The sequence below is a fragment of the Prauserella halophila genome (assembly GCF_024171895.1).
Lineage (GTDB): Bacteria > Actinomycetota > Actinomycetes > Mycobacteriales > Pseudonocardiaceae > Prauserella > Prauserella halophila.
On sequence record NZ_JAMTCQ010000009.1, the window covers coordinates 298689 to 314858 of the forward strand.

Consider the following 16170-nt stretch of genomic DNA (forward strand, 5'->3'; position numbering starts at 1 on the left):
GGCCCGGCCGACCGCTGACGCTATTCCGCGATCCCGCCGACAGTCCCCACCGGGCATGTTCGCGTCGCTGCACGTGCGCAACTACCGCTGGTTCTTCTCCGGCCAGGTCGTGTCCAACATCGGCACCTGGATGCAGCGCACCGCCCAGGACTGGCTCGTGTTCACCCTCAGCGGCAACGACCCCGTGGCGCTCGGCGTCGCCGTGGCGCTACAGTTCCTGCCCACGCTGTTGCTGTCGTTGTGGGCGGGCGTGCTGGCCGACCGGGTCGACAAGCGCAAGCTGCTGTTCACGATCCAGACGGGCATCCTCGTGCAGGCGGCCGTGCTCGGCGGACTCGCGGTGAGCGGCGCGGTCGAGCTGTGGCACGTGTACCTGCTGTGTTTCATCCTCGGTACGTTGTCGGCGCTCGAGGTGCCGACGCGGCAGTCGTTCGTCGCCGAGATGGTCGGCAAGGATCAGGTGGCCAACGCCGTCGCGCTCAACTCGTCGATCTTCAACATGGCGCGCATCGCCGGGCCCGCGATCGCGGGGCTGACGATCGTCGCGGTCGGCGAGGGCTGGCTGTTCATCGGCAACGCCGTCTCGACCCTCGCCGTGCTGGCGGGTATCGCGGCCATGCGCCCTGGCGAGCTGTACCGCGACGAGGCGGTCGAGCGGGCGAAGGGGCAGTTGCGCGAGGGGCTGCAGTACGTGCGCGGCAGGCCGGATCTGATGGCGATCATGCTGCTGATGCTGTTCGTCAGCACGTTCGCCATCACCTTCTTCACTTCGCTCGCCGTGGTGGCGGGCAACGTGTTCGGTACGGCGGCCGACGGTTACGGCATGCTCTCGACGCTGCTGGCCGTCGGGACGTTCGCGGGCGCCCTGCTGTCGGCGCGGCGGGGGAGCAGGCGGAAGCCGACGATGCGGTTGCTGCTGGGGGCGGCGATGGCACTCGGCGTGCTCGAGTTCGCGACGGCGTTCATGCCGACCTACCTGGCGTTCGGTCTGGCGCTCGTGCCGCTCGGGCTCGCGACGATCACGTTCCTCAACACCGCGAACGCGCTGGTGCAGACGTCTGTCGCCCCGCAGATGCGCGGGCGCGTGATGGGGCTGTACGTGCTGATGGTGATGGGAGGTAACCCGATCGGCGGGCTGCTCACCGGGTGGATGGCGGAGACGTTCGGCGGGCGTTCGCCGTTCTACATCGGTGGCGCGATGGCGGTGCTGGCGACGGCGGTCTGTGCCGTGGCGATGACGAAGACACGCGGCGAGCACTTGCGCGACTTGCTGAGGTTAGGCTAACCTCATACTTGTCGCTTCGTGGTGGGAGCGGCAGTCAGTTCGGGAACGGACGGGGCCCTGGCCGCTGGAACCGGCCAGGGCCCCGTTCCCGTTCGCGGGACTTTACCGGCGACGACTCGCCCGCGCTGCACACCTCGCCCGCGCGCCCGGCCTCGCCGGGTCGGGCCAGGCCTCGTCGACAGCCCCTGCGACCGATGCCCCGAAGGGCACCTTCGGGGCATGGCGACCGACGACAGGGGCGCCGGCCGACGCCGAAGGCCCCGCACCGGAACGGATCCGATGCGGGGCCTTCGCGCAGCTTCTCGGGCCGACCTCGTCGGGTGCGGACCCTCAGGCCTGCAGCAGGCCGTTGCGGCCGGCCTTGGCGTCCTCGAAACGCTTGCCGATCTCCGCCCAGTCGAAGACGTTCCACAGCGCGTTCACGTAGTCCGGCTTGACGTTCTTGTACTGCAGGTAGAACGCGTGCTCCCACACGTCGACCAGCAGGATCGGGACCGTCGGCAGGATCAGGTTGTTGTGGTGGTCGCGCAGCTGCTGGGTGATCAGCGTCTTGCCGATCGGGTCCCAGGAGAGCGCACCCCAGCCGTTGCCCTGGATCGTGGTGCAGACCGCGGTGAACTGCGCCTTGAACTTGTCGAAGGAGCCGAACGCGTCGTCGATCGCGGCTGCCAGCTCGCCGGTCGGCTTGTCACCGCCGTTCGGGGACAGGACCTTCCACCACACGACGTGGTTGGCGTGGCCGGCGAGGTTGAACGCCAGCGTGGTCTCGAGTCCGACGATCGAGCCGAAGTCGTTCGCGTCCCGGGCGGCGGCGAGCTTGTCCAACGTCTGGTTCGCACCGTTGACGTAGGTCTGGTGGTGCTTGCTGTGGTGCAGCTCGTTGATCTCGCCCGAGATGTGCGGCTCGAGTGCGCCGTAGTCGTAGTCGAGGTCGGGAAGCTCGTACGTGGGCATGAGCCCTCCTTCGTCGTTGAGGTCGCTTGCGCAGTCCGTCTCGTGTGCCAACCTAGTCGCCGCCACAGGGGCCTGCTAACCGGGTGGGCGTGAGTTGACCTTGCTTGCTCGACCGGACTGGAGGTCAACGACGTGTCAGATGGGTCACGTCGCGCACGTGTCCCCCGACCCGGCGACAGCCCGCGGCCGGAACCGCGGTACCGACCGGCCGGGCCGACCGGGAGTCACGCCGCGCGGTGGGTCTCCACCACTTCTGCGAGGTCGTCGAGCACGGCGATGTTCAGCTCGAACGCACGCTGGGTCTCGGCCATGATCCGTTCGTGTTCGGCCTCGTCCCACGGCGCGCCGTCGAGCAGCGCCCGGTAACGCGTGCGGAACGCGGACGGGCTCCCGAGCGCGGCGAAGTCGTAGAACTGCGCGCCGGGGCCCGTGACGCCGTACGTGCGCTCCAGCAGCTTGCCGACCACCTGACCGCCCGCGAGATCACCCAGGTAGCGCGTGTAGTGGTGCGCGACGAACCCGCCCGGCCAGTCGTGGGCGACCTCGCGCAGCCGCTCGACGTAGGCACGCGTTGCGGGCGTGGGAGTGATGCGATCCCGCCAGCCGGGACCGGCGAGCCGGTCGAGATCGACGACGAGAGCCTGCGTGCGGTGCAGCTCCGGGACGACGAACGGCGCGCCCACCTCGTCGCCGGTCATCGTCTCGGCGGCGTCCTCGAGGGCCGAGTAGATGAAGTAGTACTGCTCGACCAGCCGCGTGTAGCCCTCGAGGGTCAGCTTCCCGTCGAGCAGGGCGCTCATGTAGCGCGAGTGGTGCGCGCGGTCGTGCACCTCGCGGGTCGAATGCCGCAGCGTCCGGGAGAACGGGGCCGCCTGCTCGGTGCCCGCTGCCCGCTCGGTGCCCGCTGCCCGCTCGGTGTCCGACTGCGATCCGGGGTGCACAGCCTGCTCGGTCATGACGCCTCCCGCGCTTTCTGACAACGTGTCAGAAACGAGCCTAGCCGGGAGCGGGCGCTCCGGGCGATGCTTCGCGCGGAATTACTCCGACTGCGCGCGACACGAAGGCCACCGCGAGGTCGATCGCCTGCGGCAGTTCCTCCGGCGGCACGTCGACGACCTGCCTGGCGCCGAGCGCGGCGCTCACCATTGGCGCCAGCACCGCGACATCCTGCTGCGGCCACCGGCCCCGGCGCATGCCCTCCTCCAGGATTCCGGTGAGCATGCGGCCGATCGGGTCGGCGTGCGCGGCGATGCGCCGGTACGACGACGGCGCGAGTGCCGAGGCCAGCGTCGCTCCGGGCGGCAGGTGGTAGTCGGCGAGGGTCTCCAGCTGCAGGCGGGCGAACACGGCGAGCTTGTCGGCCGGATCGTCGACCGCATCGACGGCGTCGGTCAGCCGCGTGACGTACCGCGACACCTCGTCCTCGACGAACGCCACCAGCAGGTGCTCGCGATCGGGGAAGTGGTTGTAGATCGCGGTGCGGCCCACGCCCGCTTCGGCGGCGACCCCGGACAGCGTGATCGCGTCGAACCCGCGCTCGTACAGCTGGTTCCGGAGTGCGTCGAACACCTTCTCGCGCACCTGCCTGCGGTGCTCGCCCAGCGAGCTTCCGATGATCTTCGGCATCGACGCGCCTTTCGTCTCCGGGCCGGGTCTCAGCCTACCGGCCAGTCGTGCACGGGCTCGCCCGCGCGCGCCAGCTCGAGGTAGTCGCCGAGCATCACGGCCAGTGCCGACTCGCGGCTCAGCCCGCGGCCCTGCGCCGCCGCGACGGCATCGCGCTGCCACACGCTGCCGTTGCGCTTGGTGACGCACCGGCGCTCGATGATCCCGAGGTAGCGGTCGATCACCGGCGCCGACACCCCGGAACTGCGCAGCCCCTCGTGCGCCAGCGGCAGCAGAACCCGGAGCGCGAGCTCGTCGGGCGGGACGTAGCCGATACCCGGCCAGTAGAACTGGGCGTCGAAGCCGTTCCGGGCCCCCGCGTGCAGATTCTGTTCCGCCGCCTGGAACGACATGCGCGTCCACACGGGCCGCTCCTCCTCGGCGAGCGCGCGCTGGGCGCCGTAGAAGAAGGCCGCGTTGGCCATCATGTCCACCACCGTCGGGCCCGCGGGCAGCACGCGGTTCTCGATCCGCAGGTGCGGCGCCCCGTCCACGACGTCGTACACCGGCCGGTTCCAGCGCCACACGGTGCCGTTGTGCAGCCGCAGCTCGGTCAGGCGTGGCACCCGGCCGTCGGCGAGGGCGTCCATCGGATCCTCGTCGTCGGTTTCGGGCAGGAGGCCCGGGAAGTAGTGCAGGTTCTCCTCGAACAGGTCGAAGATCGACGTGATCCACCGTTCGCCGAACCACACGCGCGGGCGCACGCCCTGATTCTTCAGTTCGTCCGGACGGGTGTCGGTGGCCTGCAGGAACAGGGGAATCCGCGTCTCGGCCCACAGCGCCCTGCCGAGCAGGAACGGGGAATTCGCACCCAGCGCCAACTGTGGCCCGGCCAGGCACTGTGCGGCGTTCCAGTGCGGGGCGAAATCGTCGGGCGCCACCTGCAGGTGCAGCTGCACCGAGGTGCACGCCGCTTCGGGCAGGATCGACTCGGCGTAGGTGTGCAGCTTCTCGGTCTGCCCGCCGGGCAGGCCGGCACCCTCGAGCGCGAGCAGCGGGTCCTCGCCACGGGCGGCGAGGATGCGGTCGTTGAGCAGGGCATAGCGCGGATTGTCGGTGAGCCACTTCTGATCGAAGTGCTCGTCTCCGAGGGTCGGCAGGATGCCGATCATGGCCACCCGCGCGCCCTTGCCGCCCGCCTTGGCCTCCGCCCGCTCGAGGCAGGCGTTCAGGTCGCCCTCCAGCTGCAACGCCGAGTCACCGTCGAGCGGGCGAGGCGGGAGGTTCAGCTCGATGTTGTGCTGCGAGAGCTCGGTGGTGAACAGCTCGTCGTCGATCGAGGCCAGCACGGCCGCGTTCGACATCGACGGGCGCATCACCGTGTCGACGAGGTTCAGCTCCACTTCGAGACCGATGTGCTTGCGCGGGAACGTGAAGTGTTCCTCGGCCAGCATGCGGGCGAACGTGTCGAGGCAGCGTTGCAACTTGTCGCGGTACCGGCCTCGTTCGTGTGGGGGACGGCTTCTCGGAGCGACGTCCTGACCCATCGGCACCTTCCTCCCGAGCTACCACGGCGCCCTGTCACCACGGAGATTTCCGTGGCAGAAGGCGACGTTGGCACACCGCGCGGATGCCGGACCAGCGGCCAAACCGGTGCACTGCGGTGGTGCAGGCCTCACCCTCCGCGAGGGGGCCTTCGTTCGCACGAACGGTGGACCCTGCGTTCGGAGCACCGATACCCGCGCAACAGGGGTAATGGGACACTCGGCGGGTGGCCGGCCCATTGCAGTTGATCTACACCGAGGACGTCGCGGACCCACGGCTCGACGAGTTCCGCGATCTCACGACCGCCGACCGCAGGCCCGACCGGCCGGGCGGGCGCGGGCTCGTGATCGCGGAGGGGACCGTCGTGGTGCGCAGGCTCGCCGACTCGCCGTATCCGGTGCGGGCACTGCTCGGCGTGCAGCGCCGGATCGACGAGCTGGAACCCGACCTGGCGGACCTCGATGTGCCCGCCTACGTCACGTCGGCCGACGTGATGGCGGACGTCGTCGGCTTCCACCTCAACCGCGGTGTGCTCGCGACGGCCGGCCGCGCGCCACAGCCGTCGGTGGCCGACCTCGTGCGCGGCGCCAGGGTGATCGCCGTACTCGAAGGCGTCGGCGACCACGAGAACCTCGGGGCGCTGTTTCGCAACGCCGCCGCGCTGGGCATCGACGGCGTGCTGCTCGGGCCGGGGTGTTCCGATCCGCTGTACCGCCGCAGCGTGCGCGTCTCCATGGGGCACGTGCTGCGCGTGCCGTTCGCCGTGGCGAGCGACCCCGGTGAGTGGCGGGCCGCGCTCGAGGTCGTGCGGGCGGCGGGCTTCCGCCTGGCCGCACTGACACCGCAGCCGGGGTCCGTGCCGCTGTGGGAGGCCGCGGGAGACCGGAAGGTGGCGCTCATGCTGGGTTCGGAGGGGCACGGTCTCTCCGGCGACGCGCTCGGGGCCGCCGACGTCGCCGTGTCGGTTCCCATGGCCGACGGGGTCGATTCGCTCAACGTCGCGACGACGGGCGCGGTGGCCTTCTACGAGCTCACCGTCCGCAGGGAGGGGGCCGCCTGCGATGTACGGAGCTGAACTCGAACTGGACGTGCGCGAGGGCAGGGCCGTGCTCACCGGTGCGGGCGGCCGCGAGGCCGACCCCGCGGTGCTCTCGCTCGGTCACCAGCTCACCGAGGCGCTGCACGAGTGGGCGCGGGTGTCGGCGGTCGTGGGCGCCGCCGCTCCGCGCGGAACGGACCCCGCAGGTGCCGGTCCCGGCACGGCAGGCGATACCGGAGCCGCAGGTGATACCGCCGACAGCGGGGCGGTGGTCGCGCAGCGGGGCAGGCAGCTCGCAGGCCGGATCGCCGCGGCACTCGGCGTCACGGTGAGCTATCGCGACCCGGTGGCCGGACGGACGTTCGTGGCTGTTCCTCCCGCCGACGAGCCCACCGGAGCAGGGAACGCAGGAGCCGGCGTCACCGGAGACAGGGACACCGGAGACAGGGGCACCGGAGACAGGGGCACCGGAGACAGGGGCACCGGAGCCGGGAACGCGGGCGAGGACGGACCGACTCGCACCGGAGCCGGCGGCACACGTCGCGGGAACGGCCGCTTCGATGCCCTCGCCGAGTGGTGGCGGGTGCAGGCGGAGCAGAGTCCCGGCCCGGTGCCGTGGGGTACCGGTGTGCTGGCCGGGGCGTTCTTCGCGGTCGTGATGGTCGTGGCGATGCTGGCGCTCGCCGGTGCGCTGGCTTCGGCGACGCACGGGCTGGTGGCGGTCGCCGCCGCGCTGGTGGTGAGCGCGGGCCTCGCGCCGTCGCTGTGGCTGGGCAGGCGGGTGCCGGTGGTGCGCTGGATCGTCGGCGGCGTCGCGGCCGGGATCGCACTCGCGTGGATCGGCGTCCTCGTCATCGCCTGGTGAGACAGGGCGTGGTGAGGCGGGGCGTGGTGAGGCGGGGCCTGGTGAGACAGGGCCACGTGGCGGCGCCCGCAACATCTGAACCATGATGTGACATAGAACACGATTTCCCGTGACGGGAAACGGACATTCACGCCAGCGCGGACAGTGCGCAGTCGCAGGTCAGTGACCTCGAGCACGGTCCCGCGGTTGTTCACGAGTCGATAACGACCAGGTCGGAGTCTTGCCGAGGGGGTCGAGTCCAGGTATGAGGACGGTCGGCGCGGACCGCCGTTCGGGGGACCGGTACTTTACGCCTTATGGCTTCGTCGAATCCTCATGACGTGTGCAACGTCGTCGTCACCGGTGGCAGCGGCTTCATCGGACGCGCGGTCGTCGCGAAGTTCCGCGAGCGCGGCGCGCGGGTCACGATCGTCGACCGGGAACCGTCGCCGTATCCCGAGGACGAGGGGGTCGTGCACGTCCAGGGCGACCTGAAGGACGCCGCCGTGCGCGAACGGGCGATCGGGCCCGGTGCCGACGGCATCATCCACCTCGCCGCGATCACGTCGGTGCTGAAGTCGGTGGAGATGCCGGCCGAGACGTACGCCGAGAACGTCGCGATCACCCACGAGCTGCTCGAACTCGCCCGTATCCACGAGGTGCCGCGGTTCATCCTCGCCTCCACGAACGCCGTGGTCGGCGACGTCGGCACGGCCACGATCACCCCGGACCTGCCGCTCGCACCGCTCACGCCGTACGGCGCGACGAAGGCGGCGTGCGAGATGCTCATGTCGGGCTACGCGGGTGCCTACGGCGTCCGGACCACGGCGCTGCGATTCACGAACGTCTACGGCCCCGGCATGTCGCACAAGGACAGCTTCATCCCGCGGCTGATGCGCGCCGCGCTTGCCGGCGAGGGGGTGAAGGTCTACGGCGACGGTCAGCAGAAGCGCGACCTCGTCTTCCTCGACGACATCGTCTCCGGCATCACCGGTGCGTGGGACACGCAGTACACCGGCCGTGCGATTCTCGGTGGTGGCAGGTCGGTGTCGGTGCTGGACATGATCGAGGGGGTACGCGCGGTGACGGGCGCCGAGATCCCGGTCGAGCACGTGCCGGCTCCGGGCGGTGAGATGCCGGCCGTGATCGTCGACGTCTCGGGCAGTGCCGACACGATCGGGTACACCCCGTCGTACGACCTCAAGGCAGGGCTCGCCGCGACCTGGGAGTACTTCCGGAAGGCCGCGGCCGTCACGGGCTGAGCCGCCGCCCGCCGAGCCGACCGACGAGAGAGATCGCCGAGTGTCCACCTTTCTCCGCCGTCACTGGCTGCTGCTTCTGCTGCTGGCAGGCGGCATCGCCCTGCGGGTCGTGACGTGGCTGGCGTACCAGCCCGCGCTGCTCTACATCGACACGTTCCGCTACCTGGGCAATCTGGAAGAACTGCGGCCGACGGATCTCAACCCGCTCGGGTACACGTTCCTGCTCAAGTTCCTGCTCGAATTCGGCGGGTTCGCCTGGGTGCAGGCGGCCCAGCACGCCATCGGCATCCTGCTGGCGCTGGTGCTGTACCGGCTGGCGATGCGCTACACCGAGCGCGGCTGGCTTGCGGCGATCGCGGCCGCGCCGATGTTGCTGGACGCCTACCAGCTGCAGATCGAAGCGAATCTCATGTCCGAGATCCTCTTCCAGGCGCTGCTGGTGGGCATGCTGTGGGCGCTGCTCTCCCGCGGGGAACTGACGTGGAAGCGCGCCGCGGTGGCCGGTGCGCTGGTCGCGGCCGCGGTGCTCACCCGGTCGATCGGCATCGTCGTCGTGCTGCCGTTCGGGCTGTTCCTGTTGTTCGCGTTCGGCGGGCTGAAGACGTGGAAGACCCGTGCCGGTCGCCGGCACGTCGCGAGCAGGACGGCCGCGGGCCTCGCCGGTCTGGCGATCGTGCTCTTCGGTTACATGTCGTACTACGCGACCTACGCCGGGCACTTCGGGCTGACCGGGGCGACGAACAACGTGTTGTACGGCCGCACGGCCACGTTCGCCGACTGCAGTCGGCTGCCCGACGACGAGGGCCTGCGGTTGATGTGCCCCGAGGAGCCGCTCGGCCAGCGCAAGTCGGTCGACTTCTACACCCACTTCCAGTACGGCTCGGCGGACTGGCCGTCGGAGCCGCTCCCGGACGAGCGTGACAAGGCGACGCTGGCCAAGCAGTTCTCCTACTGGGTCATCCTGAACCAGCCCCTGGACCTGTTCGGCGAGGTGCTCTACGACTTCGGGAAGAACTTCGTCCCGGTGAAGGAGACGTTCCACAACGACGTCCCCGCCGAGCGATGGCATTTCCAGTCGCACTACCCGTACCACGATGTGGGGACAGAGACGCCTCAGGTGTACCAGGCGTGGACGCTCGCTTATGATGATGAGTTGCCGCACGCCGATCGGGCGCTCGCGTCCTTTATGCGTGATTATCAACAGAACGGCGGCTACACCTGGGGCCCACTGCTCGCGGTGTTCTTGCTGTTGGGCATCCTTGGTGCGGTCGGCGTAGGAAAGGCGCGCAGATCGCCACTTCGGTCTGGTGCGTTTCTGGCCACCGGCAGCGCGCTCATCATCCTGGCGGGTTCAGCCGCGTTCGAGTTCTCCTGGAGGTATCAGTTGCCTGCGCTCGTCCTGCTGCCGATCGGCGGCGTGTTGGGTCTGGCCGCGATGTTCGGAACGGGGAAGAAGCCCGCTGGGGGCGGTCGTCGCCCCAAGATGGACGACTACCCCGATGACGTCGACACCGCCGCCGTGTCCGAGTTCCGCAGTCGTTACGGCGAGGCCCCGCTGAGCCCGCTCGTGGTGATCATCGCGGCCTTCAACGAGGCCAAGGGCATCACTCCGGTGCTGCAGAACATGCCCACCCATTGCGGGGACATTCCGGTGTCGACGCTCGTCGTCGTCGACGGCTCGACCGACGGCACTGCCGAGATCGCGCGGGAGGCCGGCGCGTACGTCTGCGAGGCGCCGAAGAACCGCGGCCAGGGTGGTGCGCTGCGGCTGGGGTACCACCTGGCTGCCGAGTGCGGCGCCGACTGGGTCGTCACTACCGATGCCGACGGCCAGTACGACAACAACGAGCTGCCGATGCTGATGAAGCCGCTGCTCGACGGCACCGCCGACTTCGTGACGGGTTCGCGCCGCCTCGGCTCGGGCAAGTACGACAGCAGCGTGCGCTGGCTCGGCGTCCGGGTGTTCGCCTGGCTGGCCTCGATCCTGACGATGCGCAAGATCACCGACACTTCGTTCGGCTTCCGCGCCATGCCCGCGGACCTGGCGGCGTCGGTGACGCTGCGCGAGCCGCAGTACCAGGCGTCCGAGCTGCTGCTGGGCGTCACGGCCAAGGGCGCGCGGCTGCTCGAGGTGCCGATGACCATGGAGCTGCGCAACAACGGTGCCAGCAAGAAGGGCGGCAGCCTCAAGTACGGCGCCAACTACGCGCGGGTGATGCTCGGGACGTGGTTGCGGGAGTACGTACTCCGTGGCGGCAAGCGCAGGCCGTACGTGCGCAAGGCCGCGCCGGAGTCCGGCGAGCGTGATCGGGCCTGAGCGGTCCGCTGTAGCGACGAGAACGACGAGCGGCCCCTGATCCCGGCGACGGGACTCAGGGGCCGCTCATTGCTTCTGGGCGGCTGCGGCCGGGGTGGCTGCCCGCCGGGCCGGTGGCCGAATCGGCAGGGACGGTGCGGGCACCGGCCGGAAATGGCGTGCTGCGCACAACACGGATATCGATCGGCAGCGGCCGAAAATGCCGCGCACGCTTGTTTCGATGCCACGGGCCGAGCGGGAAACCCGGCCGGCGAATTGTCCTCTTGATTCCGACTCGGCGCATGCCGGTACCGGTGAATCTTGATCATTGATCCCGGACCGTCATCCGATCGGGAAGGAGCAGAAAGAACGAGGGCCCGGCCACCGGGCGGCGGTCGGACCCTCCTCGGGAAGGCTGGGTGAGCCGGGATCAGGCGGTCTGTGTCTGCACCGCGGCCGGCTCGATCTTCCCGGTGGCCTTCGGGGCGTCGAGCTTGCTGTAGACGAAGCGGTCGAGCAGCGTGAACTTGATGAGGAAGACCAGCGCGTAGCTGCTCAGGAACGCCACGTCGAGCACGATGACGCGCACGAAGCCTTCGATCCGGAGCGGTTCGGTGACCCAGCCGGCGATCGTGGTCAGCGTCATCGAGGTGATGCCGCCGAGGCCGATCACGAACAGGTAGGGCAGCAGCTCACGCTTGACGTCCGGCTTGCCCCTGCGGTTCCACGCCCAGCGCCGGGCGACGAAGTAGTTGGGGATGGCTCCCGCCACGAACGCTGCGGCGCTCGCGGCCGTCGGATTCAGGTTCATCGTGAGCAGCACGATCAGCGTCACCTGGCTCATACCGGTGGCCAGGCCGGAGCTCATCAGCGCGCGGACCATGCGTGCGAAGAACGTCGGCCTGCCCGGTTGATGATCCGGGTCGTCGGCCGACTCCTGCTGGTCAGCGGCATCTTGCCCTGCGGGAACGGTCGTCACTCTTCCCATTGTGCCAACCGCCCTTCTTGTTCGTGCGGTGACATCCCTATTCTTTGCCTTCGGGTTGAGATCAACCCGTTACTAATACAGTGTGAACCGTTAGTTCGGGTGCAGAGCCGGGCCGCGTGGCTCAGGCGACAGGAGGAACACAACACATGCGAGTACTGGTTCTTGGCGGCGACGGCTTCTGCGGATGGCCGACCTCCCTGCACCTGTCTGCGCAGGGGCACGAGGTCGCCATTGTCGACAACCTCTCGCGACGGAAGATCGACATCGAACTCGAGGCCGAGTCGCTGACGCCGATCCGCCCGATGGGTGAACGCCTGGCGGCCTGGAAGGAGACGACGGGTAAGGACATCTCCTTCCACAATCTCGACGTCTCGCAGAACTACCAGCGTTTCCTCGACCTGCTCCTCGAGTTCCGCCCGGACGCGATCGTGCACTTCGCCGAGCAGCGCGCCGCGCCGTACTCGATGAAGAGCAGCTGGCACAAGCGCTACACCGTCGACAACAACCTGGGGGCCACGAACAACGTCCTGGCCGCGGTCGTCGAGAGCGGACTGGACATCCACGTCGCGCACCTCGGCACGATGGGTGTCTACGGCTACGGCACGGCCGGGATGAAGATCCCGGAGGGCTACCTCCAGGTCAAGATCGAGACCGGCGACGGCGACCTCGTCGACCAGGAGATCCTGTACCCGGCCAACCCGGGCAGCATTTACCACATGACGAAGACGCAGGACCAGCTGCTGTTCTACTTCTACAACAAGAACGACAAGATCCGGGTCACGGACCTGCACCAGGGCATCGTGTGGGGCACGCAGACCCAGGACACGCAGCTGGACGAGCGCCTGATCAACCGCTTCGACTACGACGGCGACTACGGCACGGTGCTCAACCGGTTCCTGATGCAGGCCGGTGTCGGCTACCCGCTGACCGTGCACGGCACGGGTGGTCAGACCCGCGCGTTCATCCACATTCAGGACACGGTCAAGTGCATCGAGCTGGCGATCTCCAACCCGCCCGAGAAGGGTGAGCGGGTACAGATCCTGAACCAGATGACCGAGACGCACCGGGTCCGCGACCTGGCGCAGATGATCGCCGACAAGACCGGCGCGGCCGTCGAGAAGGTGGAGAATCCGCGCAACGAGGCCGACGAGAACGACCTCCACGTGTCCAACGACCGGTTCCTGCACCTCGGCCTCAGCCCGATCACGCTCAACGAGGGCCTGATGGCCGAGGTCACCGAGATCACCAAGAAGTACGCCGAGCGCTGCGACACCTCGCGTATCCCGTGCGTGTCGACGTGGACCGGCGGCAAGTCGGAGAAGGTCGGCACGCCGACGAACCTCTGAGACGCTCGGCGGGTTCCGGCACCCCGAAGGGCGGCCCACCTGGAGTGAACTGCTCCCCGGTGGGCCGCCCTTCGTTCGTCGAACGCGGCGGAGCGTGACACGCCCCGAAGGGCACCTTCGGGGCATTGAGCGCCCCGAAGGTGCCCTTCGGGGCGCTGAGCCGGCTGGTTCGGCCTGGGCCGGCTGGTTCGGTGGGAGGGTTCAGCCGCGTTGGCTGCGGACGCCCAGCAGGACGTCCTCCCAAGCAGGCACCGGCGTGTGGCCGCCCCTGCGTTTCGGCCTCGGTGTGCCCGGCCCCGAACCCGGGCCGCCGTCCGGACCGGTGCCCCCTTGGCCCGCTGCGGGGGCCGTACGGTCCGGCTCGCCGCCGGTTCCGCGACCGTCGGCGCCGATCCGCTCGTCGTAGGGCGCCTCCTCCGTGGGCGGCTCTCCGGCGGGCAGCGGTGCCTCGATGACGTTGCTCGCGGTGCCGCGGGGTTCGTCGGGCTCGTCGAACTCCGGGCAGTCGAACAGCACGGGTTCGAGCTCCTCCTCGGCCGCGGAGGAGCGCTCCTGTTCCTCCTGCGGTGCGGTGCGCTCGGTGAGGTCGCTGACCGCGCGCGGGGTGCGGAACGACGTCGGGTCGAGCAGCGCCGCGGCCAGGTCGTCGATCGCGGTCACGGAGCCGCCGTGCGAGCCGGGTGTGAACGTCCAGTGGGCACGGTTGGACGAACGTCCTGCCGACCAGCGCAGGCAAACGACCCACTTGCCGTCGTCGCCGCGCCAGGCGTCCCATTCGGACTGGGAGAAGTCGTGTCCGCGCGCACCGAAGGCGTGGGCCACGACCTCTGCGAGGGTCTGCACGTCCGGGCCGTCGTCACGCACGGGATGCGCCTGCTGGGCGAGCTCGGCGTAGCGGGAGCGTTCGAGTAGCACGGGGTGGGCGAACCGCTCGACCCGGTCGGTGGGCACGCCCGAGGCGGTCGCGACCTGCTCGACCGTCTCGCCCGCTCGGATCCGGGCTTGGATTTCGCGTGGTCGCATCTGTGCCTCCAGCTCGATCTCGATCTGGCCGAGACGGGTGATGTCACCGCGGGCGGCCGCACGCAGCCGTTCGTCCGCGGGCAGGACGAACCGCTCACGGCGCTCGGGGTCCTCGCACACGATGGACTCGCCGTCCTCGTGCAACCCGACCACCCGTAGCGTTCGCATTCCCGCCTCCCATGCGCGTTCACGTTCCTCGCCGGTCACGTTAGAGCGGCGCGTCGCCTTGACGATGCAGGCGCGCCGAGTCACGGCGAGATCACGTGGGAGCCGGGTGGCGAGTCAGGTCGGTGCGCAGTGCGAAGTCGAGCTGTGCGATCGTCACTCGGTCGGACCAACGCAACTCGGACATGTGGGTGCCGGCGGCCAGACCTGTGCCGGCAGCTGGGGCGAGGAACGGATACGCGATATGAGTGAGACAGGATTCAGCAGGCGCCGGTTCTTCAAGGGCGCAGGCGCCGCCGGGGCTGCCGTGGCGGTTCCCCTGGTCAGCGGGTATGTCGGCTACCGGAGCTCGCAGGCGGAACCCGAGCCCGAGGTGCTGGCGCCTCCCAAGGCGGAAGAGGTGCACAGCTTCTACTCGCGGCCGGATCTGCGTCCGCCGAAGGTCGAGACGTCCGATGCGGATCCGGACATCGCCCCACCCGCGCGTCCGCGGCATCTGTTCCTCGGCGTGAAGGACTACCAGGGCGAGGGTGCCGGTCAGGCCGGCATGCTCATCGTCGACCGCCGCGGCGAACCCGTGTGGTTCGCCGTACGCGACGGTGACGACGAGAAGCCGATGGACTTCCGGATGCAGACCTACCGGGGCGAGCCGGTCCTGACGACCTGGCAGGGCGTGGCACCCATCGGGTTCGGCAAGGGCAAGTGCCTCGTCTTCGACCGGTCCTATGCGCAGATCGCCGAGGTCGACACGGGAAACGGGGTCGCCGACGCCGATCTGCACGAGTTTCTCATCACCGACGACGACACAGCGTTGATCATGGCCTACAACCCGGTGCGGACCGACCTGAGTGCCGTCGGCGGCCCGTCGGACGGCTGGGTGTCGGACGGGGTGATCCAGGAGATCGACATCGAGACCGGTGAGGTGCTGTTCGACTGGCACAGCCTCGATCACGTCGAGCTGACCGAATCGCAGCTTCCGGTGGAGGGCCAGGGCACCAAGGACCACCCGTACGACTACATCCACCTGAACTCGATCGGGCTGGACGACGACGGTGACCTGCTGGTCTCGGCGCGCAACACGTGGGCGGTCTACAAGATCGCCAAGTCCGACGGTGCGCTGCGGTGGACGCTCGGCGGGAAGAACACCGACTTCCGACTCGGCACGGGTGTCGAGTTCTACTGGCAGCACGACGCACGCAGGCAGCCCGACGGCACGCTGTCGCTGTTCGACAACGCCTCCTCGCCCCCGCAGGCCGACCGCTCGCGCGGCATGGTCCTCGAACTCGACGAGGATGCGATGACCGCGGAGCTGGATCGGGAGTACGTGCACCCGGCCGGCCTGCTCTGCGACAACCAGGGCAACCTGCAGCTCCTCGAGGACGGGCGCGCGCTCGTCGGGTGGGGATGCCAGCCCTACGTCAGCGAGTTCGATGCCGACGGCGAGTGGCGCACGGACTGGCGGACGCCGGAGTTCGTGCAGACCTATCGGGCCTACCTGGGCGACTGGGCCGGCGAGCCGGACGACACGCCTGCGCTGGCGGTGCGGCCGAACGCGGCCCGCGGCGTGTTCGTCTACGCCAGCTGGAACGGCGCGACCGAGGTGAAGCGCTGGCGGGTGCTGGCAGGACAGCGGGCCAACGACCTGTCCGAGGCGGTCACGGTGCCGCAGGGCGGGTTCGAGACGGCGATCTCGTGCGACGCCGCGGGCCCGTTCTTCGCCGTGGCCGGACTGGACGACCAGGGCAACGAGCTGGGCAGGTCGGAACCGGTCCGCGGTCGCTGACCCGGCGGCGCACCCGGGCGCCCGCAGCTCTGCAC

The 16170-nt window shown here is 69.4% G+C and carries 13 protein-coding genes; 7 read left to right on the plus strand and 6 right to left on the minus strand.

Features of this window, described 5'->3' with window-relative positions:
* Nucleotides 1–22 precede the first annotated feature (22 nt).
* The gene (locus tag LY41_RS07555; protein ID WP_253864033.1) at nucleotides 23–1285 is read left to right on the plus strand and encodes an MFS transporter; all 1263 of its coding nucleotides are present in this window, start codon (nucleotides 23–25) and stop codon (nucleotides 1283–1285) included.
* Between the two features lie 330 nt (nucleotides 1286–1615).
* Here the strand turns inward: LY41_RS07555 and LY41_RS07560 are convergent, their stop codons facing one another.
* From LY41_RS07560 to LY41_RS07575, 4 genes are all read right to left on the minus strand, one after another.
* Nucleotides 1616–2239, minus strand: a complete 624-nt coding sequence (locus LY41_RS07560) for a superoxide dismutase (RefSeq protein WP_253863152.1) — start codon at nucleotides 2237–2239, stop codon at nucleotides 1616–1618.
* A 224-nt stretch (nucleotides 2240–2463) separates the two neighbouring features.
* Nucleotides 2464–3195, minus strand: coding sequence for a biliverdin-producing heme oxygenase (locus tag LY41_RS07565; protein WP_253863153.1), 732 nt, complete (start codon nucleotides 3193–3195; stop codon nucleotides 2464–2466).
* Nucleotides 3196–3235: 40 nt separating this feature from the next.
* On the minus strand, nucleotides 3236–3865 hold the full coding sequence (locus LY41_RS07570; RefSeq protein WP_253863154.1) for a TetR/AcrR family transcriptional regulator: 630 nt from the start codon (nucleotides 3863–3865) through the stop codon (nucleotides 3236–3238).
* Nucleotides 3866–3894: 29 nt separating this feature from the next.
* Entirely contained in the window at nucleotides 3895–5391 is a 1497-nt protein-coding gene (locus LY41_RS07575) for a glutamate-cysteine ligase family protein (RefSeq protein WP_253863156.1), read from the minus strand.
* A 224-nt stretch (nucleotides 5392–5615) separates the two neighbouring features.
* Between LY41_RS07575 and LY41_RS07580 the strand changes: the two genes are divergently transcribed.
* The 4 genes from LY41_RS07580 (at nucleotide 5616) to LY41_RS07595 (ending at nucleotide 10851) form a co-directional block, all read left to right on the plus strand.
* Nucleotides 5616–6464: a TrmH family RNA methyltransferase gene (locus LY41_RS07580; RefSeq protein ID WP_253863157.1), complete on the plus strand. Its 849-nt coding sequence runs from the start codon at nucleotides 5616–5618 to the stop codon at nucleotides 6462–6464.
* On the plus strand, nucleotides 6451–7293 hold the full coding sequence (locus tag LY41_RS07585) for a DUF2537 domain-containing protein (protein WP_253863158.1): 843 nt from the start codon (nucleotides 6451–6453) through the stop codon (nucleotides 7291–7293). Before LY41_RS07580 ends, LY41_RS07585 begins: the two co-directional genes overlap by 14 nt.
* 296 nt (nucleotides 7294–7589) lie before the next feature.
* Nucleotides 7590–8534 (plus strand): NAD-dependent epimerase/dehydratase family protein, encoded by a 945-nt coding sequence (locus LY41_RS07590; protein ID WP_253863159.1) that lies wholly within the window; start codon nucleotides 7590–7592, stop codon nucleotides 8532–8534.
* 40 nt (nucleotides 8535–8574) lie between these two features.
* Complete coding sequence (locus LY41_RS07595) at nucleotides 8575–10851, plus strand: glycosyltransferase family 2 protein (protein ID WP_253863160.1); 2277 nt, start codon at nucleotides 8575–8577, stop codon at nucleotides 10849–10851.
* A 409-nt stretch (nucleotides 10852–11260) separates the two neighbouring features.
* Here LY41_RS07595 and LY41_RS07600 read toward each other — a convergent pair whose 3' ends face one another.
* Nucleotides 11261–11818, minus strand: a complete 558-nt coding sequence (locus LY41_RS07600; RefSeq protein ID WP_372493141.1) for a GtrA family protein — start codon at nucleotides 11816–11818, stop codon at nucleotides 11261–11263.
* A gap of 146 nt (nucleotides 11819–11964) precedes the next feature.
* Between LY41_RS07600 and LY41_RS07605 the strand changes: the two genes are divergently transcribed.
* On the plus strand, nucleotides 11965–13164 hold the full coding sequence (locus tag LY41_RS07605; protein WP_253863161.1) for an NAD-dependent epimerase/dehydratase family protein: 1200 nt from the start codon (nucleotides 11965–11967) through the stop codon (nucleotides 13162–13164).
* A gap of 201 nt (nucleotides 13165–13365) precedes the next feature.
* On the opposite strand, the gene sepH is transcribed toward LY41_RS07605, so the two are convergent.
* Nucleotides 13366–14355: a septation protein SepH gene (gene sepH, locus LY41_RS07610; protein ID WP_253863162.1), complete on the minus strand. Its 990-nt coding sequence runs from the start codon at nucleotides 14353–14355 to the stop codon at nucleotides 13366–13368.
* A gap of 241 nt (nucleotides 14356–14596) precedes the next feature.
* Here sepH and LY41_RS07615 point away from each other — a divergent pair, with 241 nt between their 5' ends.
* Nucleotides 14597–16135: an arylsulfotransferase family protein gene (locus tag LY41_RS07615; protein WP_253863163.1), complete on the plus strand. Its 1539-nt coding sequence runs from the start codon at nucleotides 14597–14599 to the stop codon at nucleotides 16133–16135.
* The last annotated feature ends 35 nt before the right edge of the window (nucleotides 16136–16170 follow it).

Excerpts from the sequence above, each read along its gene's own strand:
- LY41_RS07565 (WP_253863153.1), bottom strand. The coding sequence starts at position 3,195 with ATGACCGAGCAGGCTGTGCACCCCGGATCGCAGTCGGACACCGAGCGG.
- LY41_RS07560 (WP_253863152.1), bottom strand. The coding sequence starts at position 2,239 with ATGCCCACGTACGAGCTTCCCGACCTCGACTACGACTACGGCGCACTC.
- LY41_RS07605 (WP_253863161.1), top strand. The coding sequence starts at position 11,965 with ATGCGAGTACTGGTTCTTGGCGGCGACGGCTTCTGCGGATGGCCGACC.
- LY41_RS07600 (WP_372493141.1), bottom strand. The coding sequence starts at position 11,818 with ATGGGAAGAGTGACGACCGTTCCCGCAGGGCAAGATGCCGCTGACCAG.
- LY41_RS07615 (WP_253863163.1), top strand. The coding sequence starts at position 14,597 with ATGAGTGAGACAGGATTCAGCAGGCGCCGGTTCTTCAAGGGCGCAGGC.
- LY41_RS07570 (WP_253863154.1), bottom strand. The coding sequence starts at position 3,865 with ATGCCGAAGATCATCGGAAGCTCGCTGGGCGAGCACCGCAGGCAGGTG.
- sepH (WP_253863162.1), bottom strand. The coding sequence starts at position 14,355 with ATGCGAACGCTACGGGTGGTCGGGTTGCACGAGGACGGCGAGTCCATC.
- LY41_RS07585 (WP_253863158.1), top strand. The coding sequence starts at position 6,451 with ATGTACGGAGCTGAACTCGAACTGGACGTGCGCGAGGGCAGGGCCGTG.
- LY41_RS07575 (WP_253863156.1), bottom strand. The coding sequence starts at position 5,391 with ATGGGTCAGGACGTCGCTCCGAGAAGCCGTCCCCCACACGAACGAGGC.
- LY41_RS07590 (WP_253863159.1), top strand. The coding sequence starts at position 7,590 with ATGGCTTCGTCGAATCCTCATGACGTGTGCAACGTCGTCGTCACCGGT.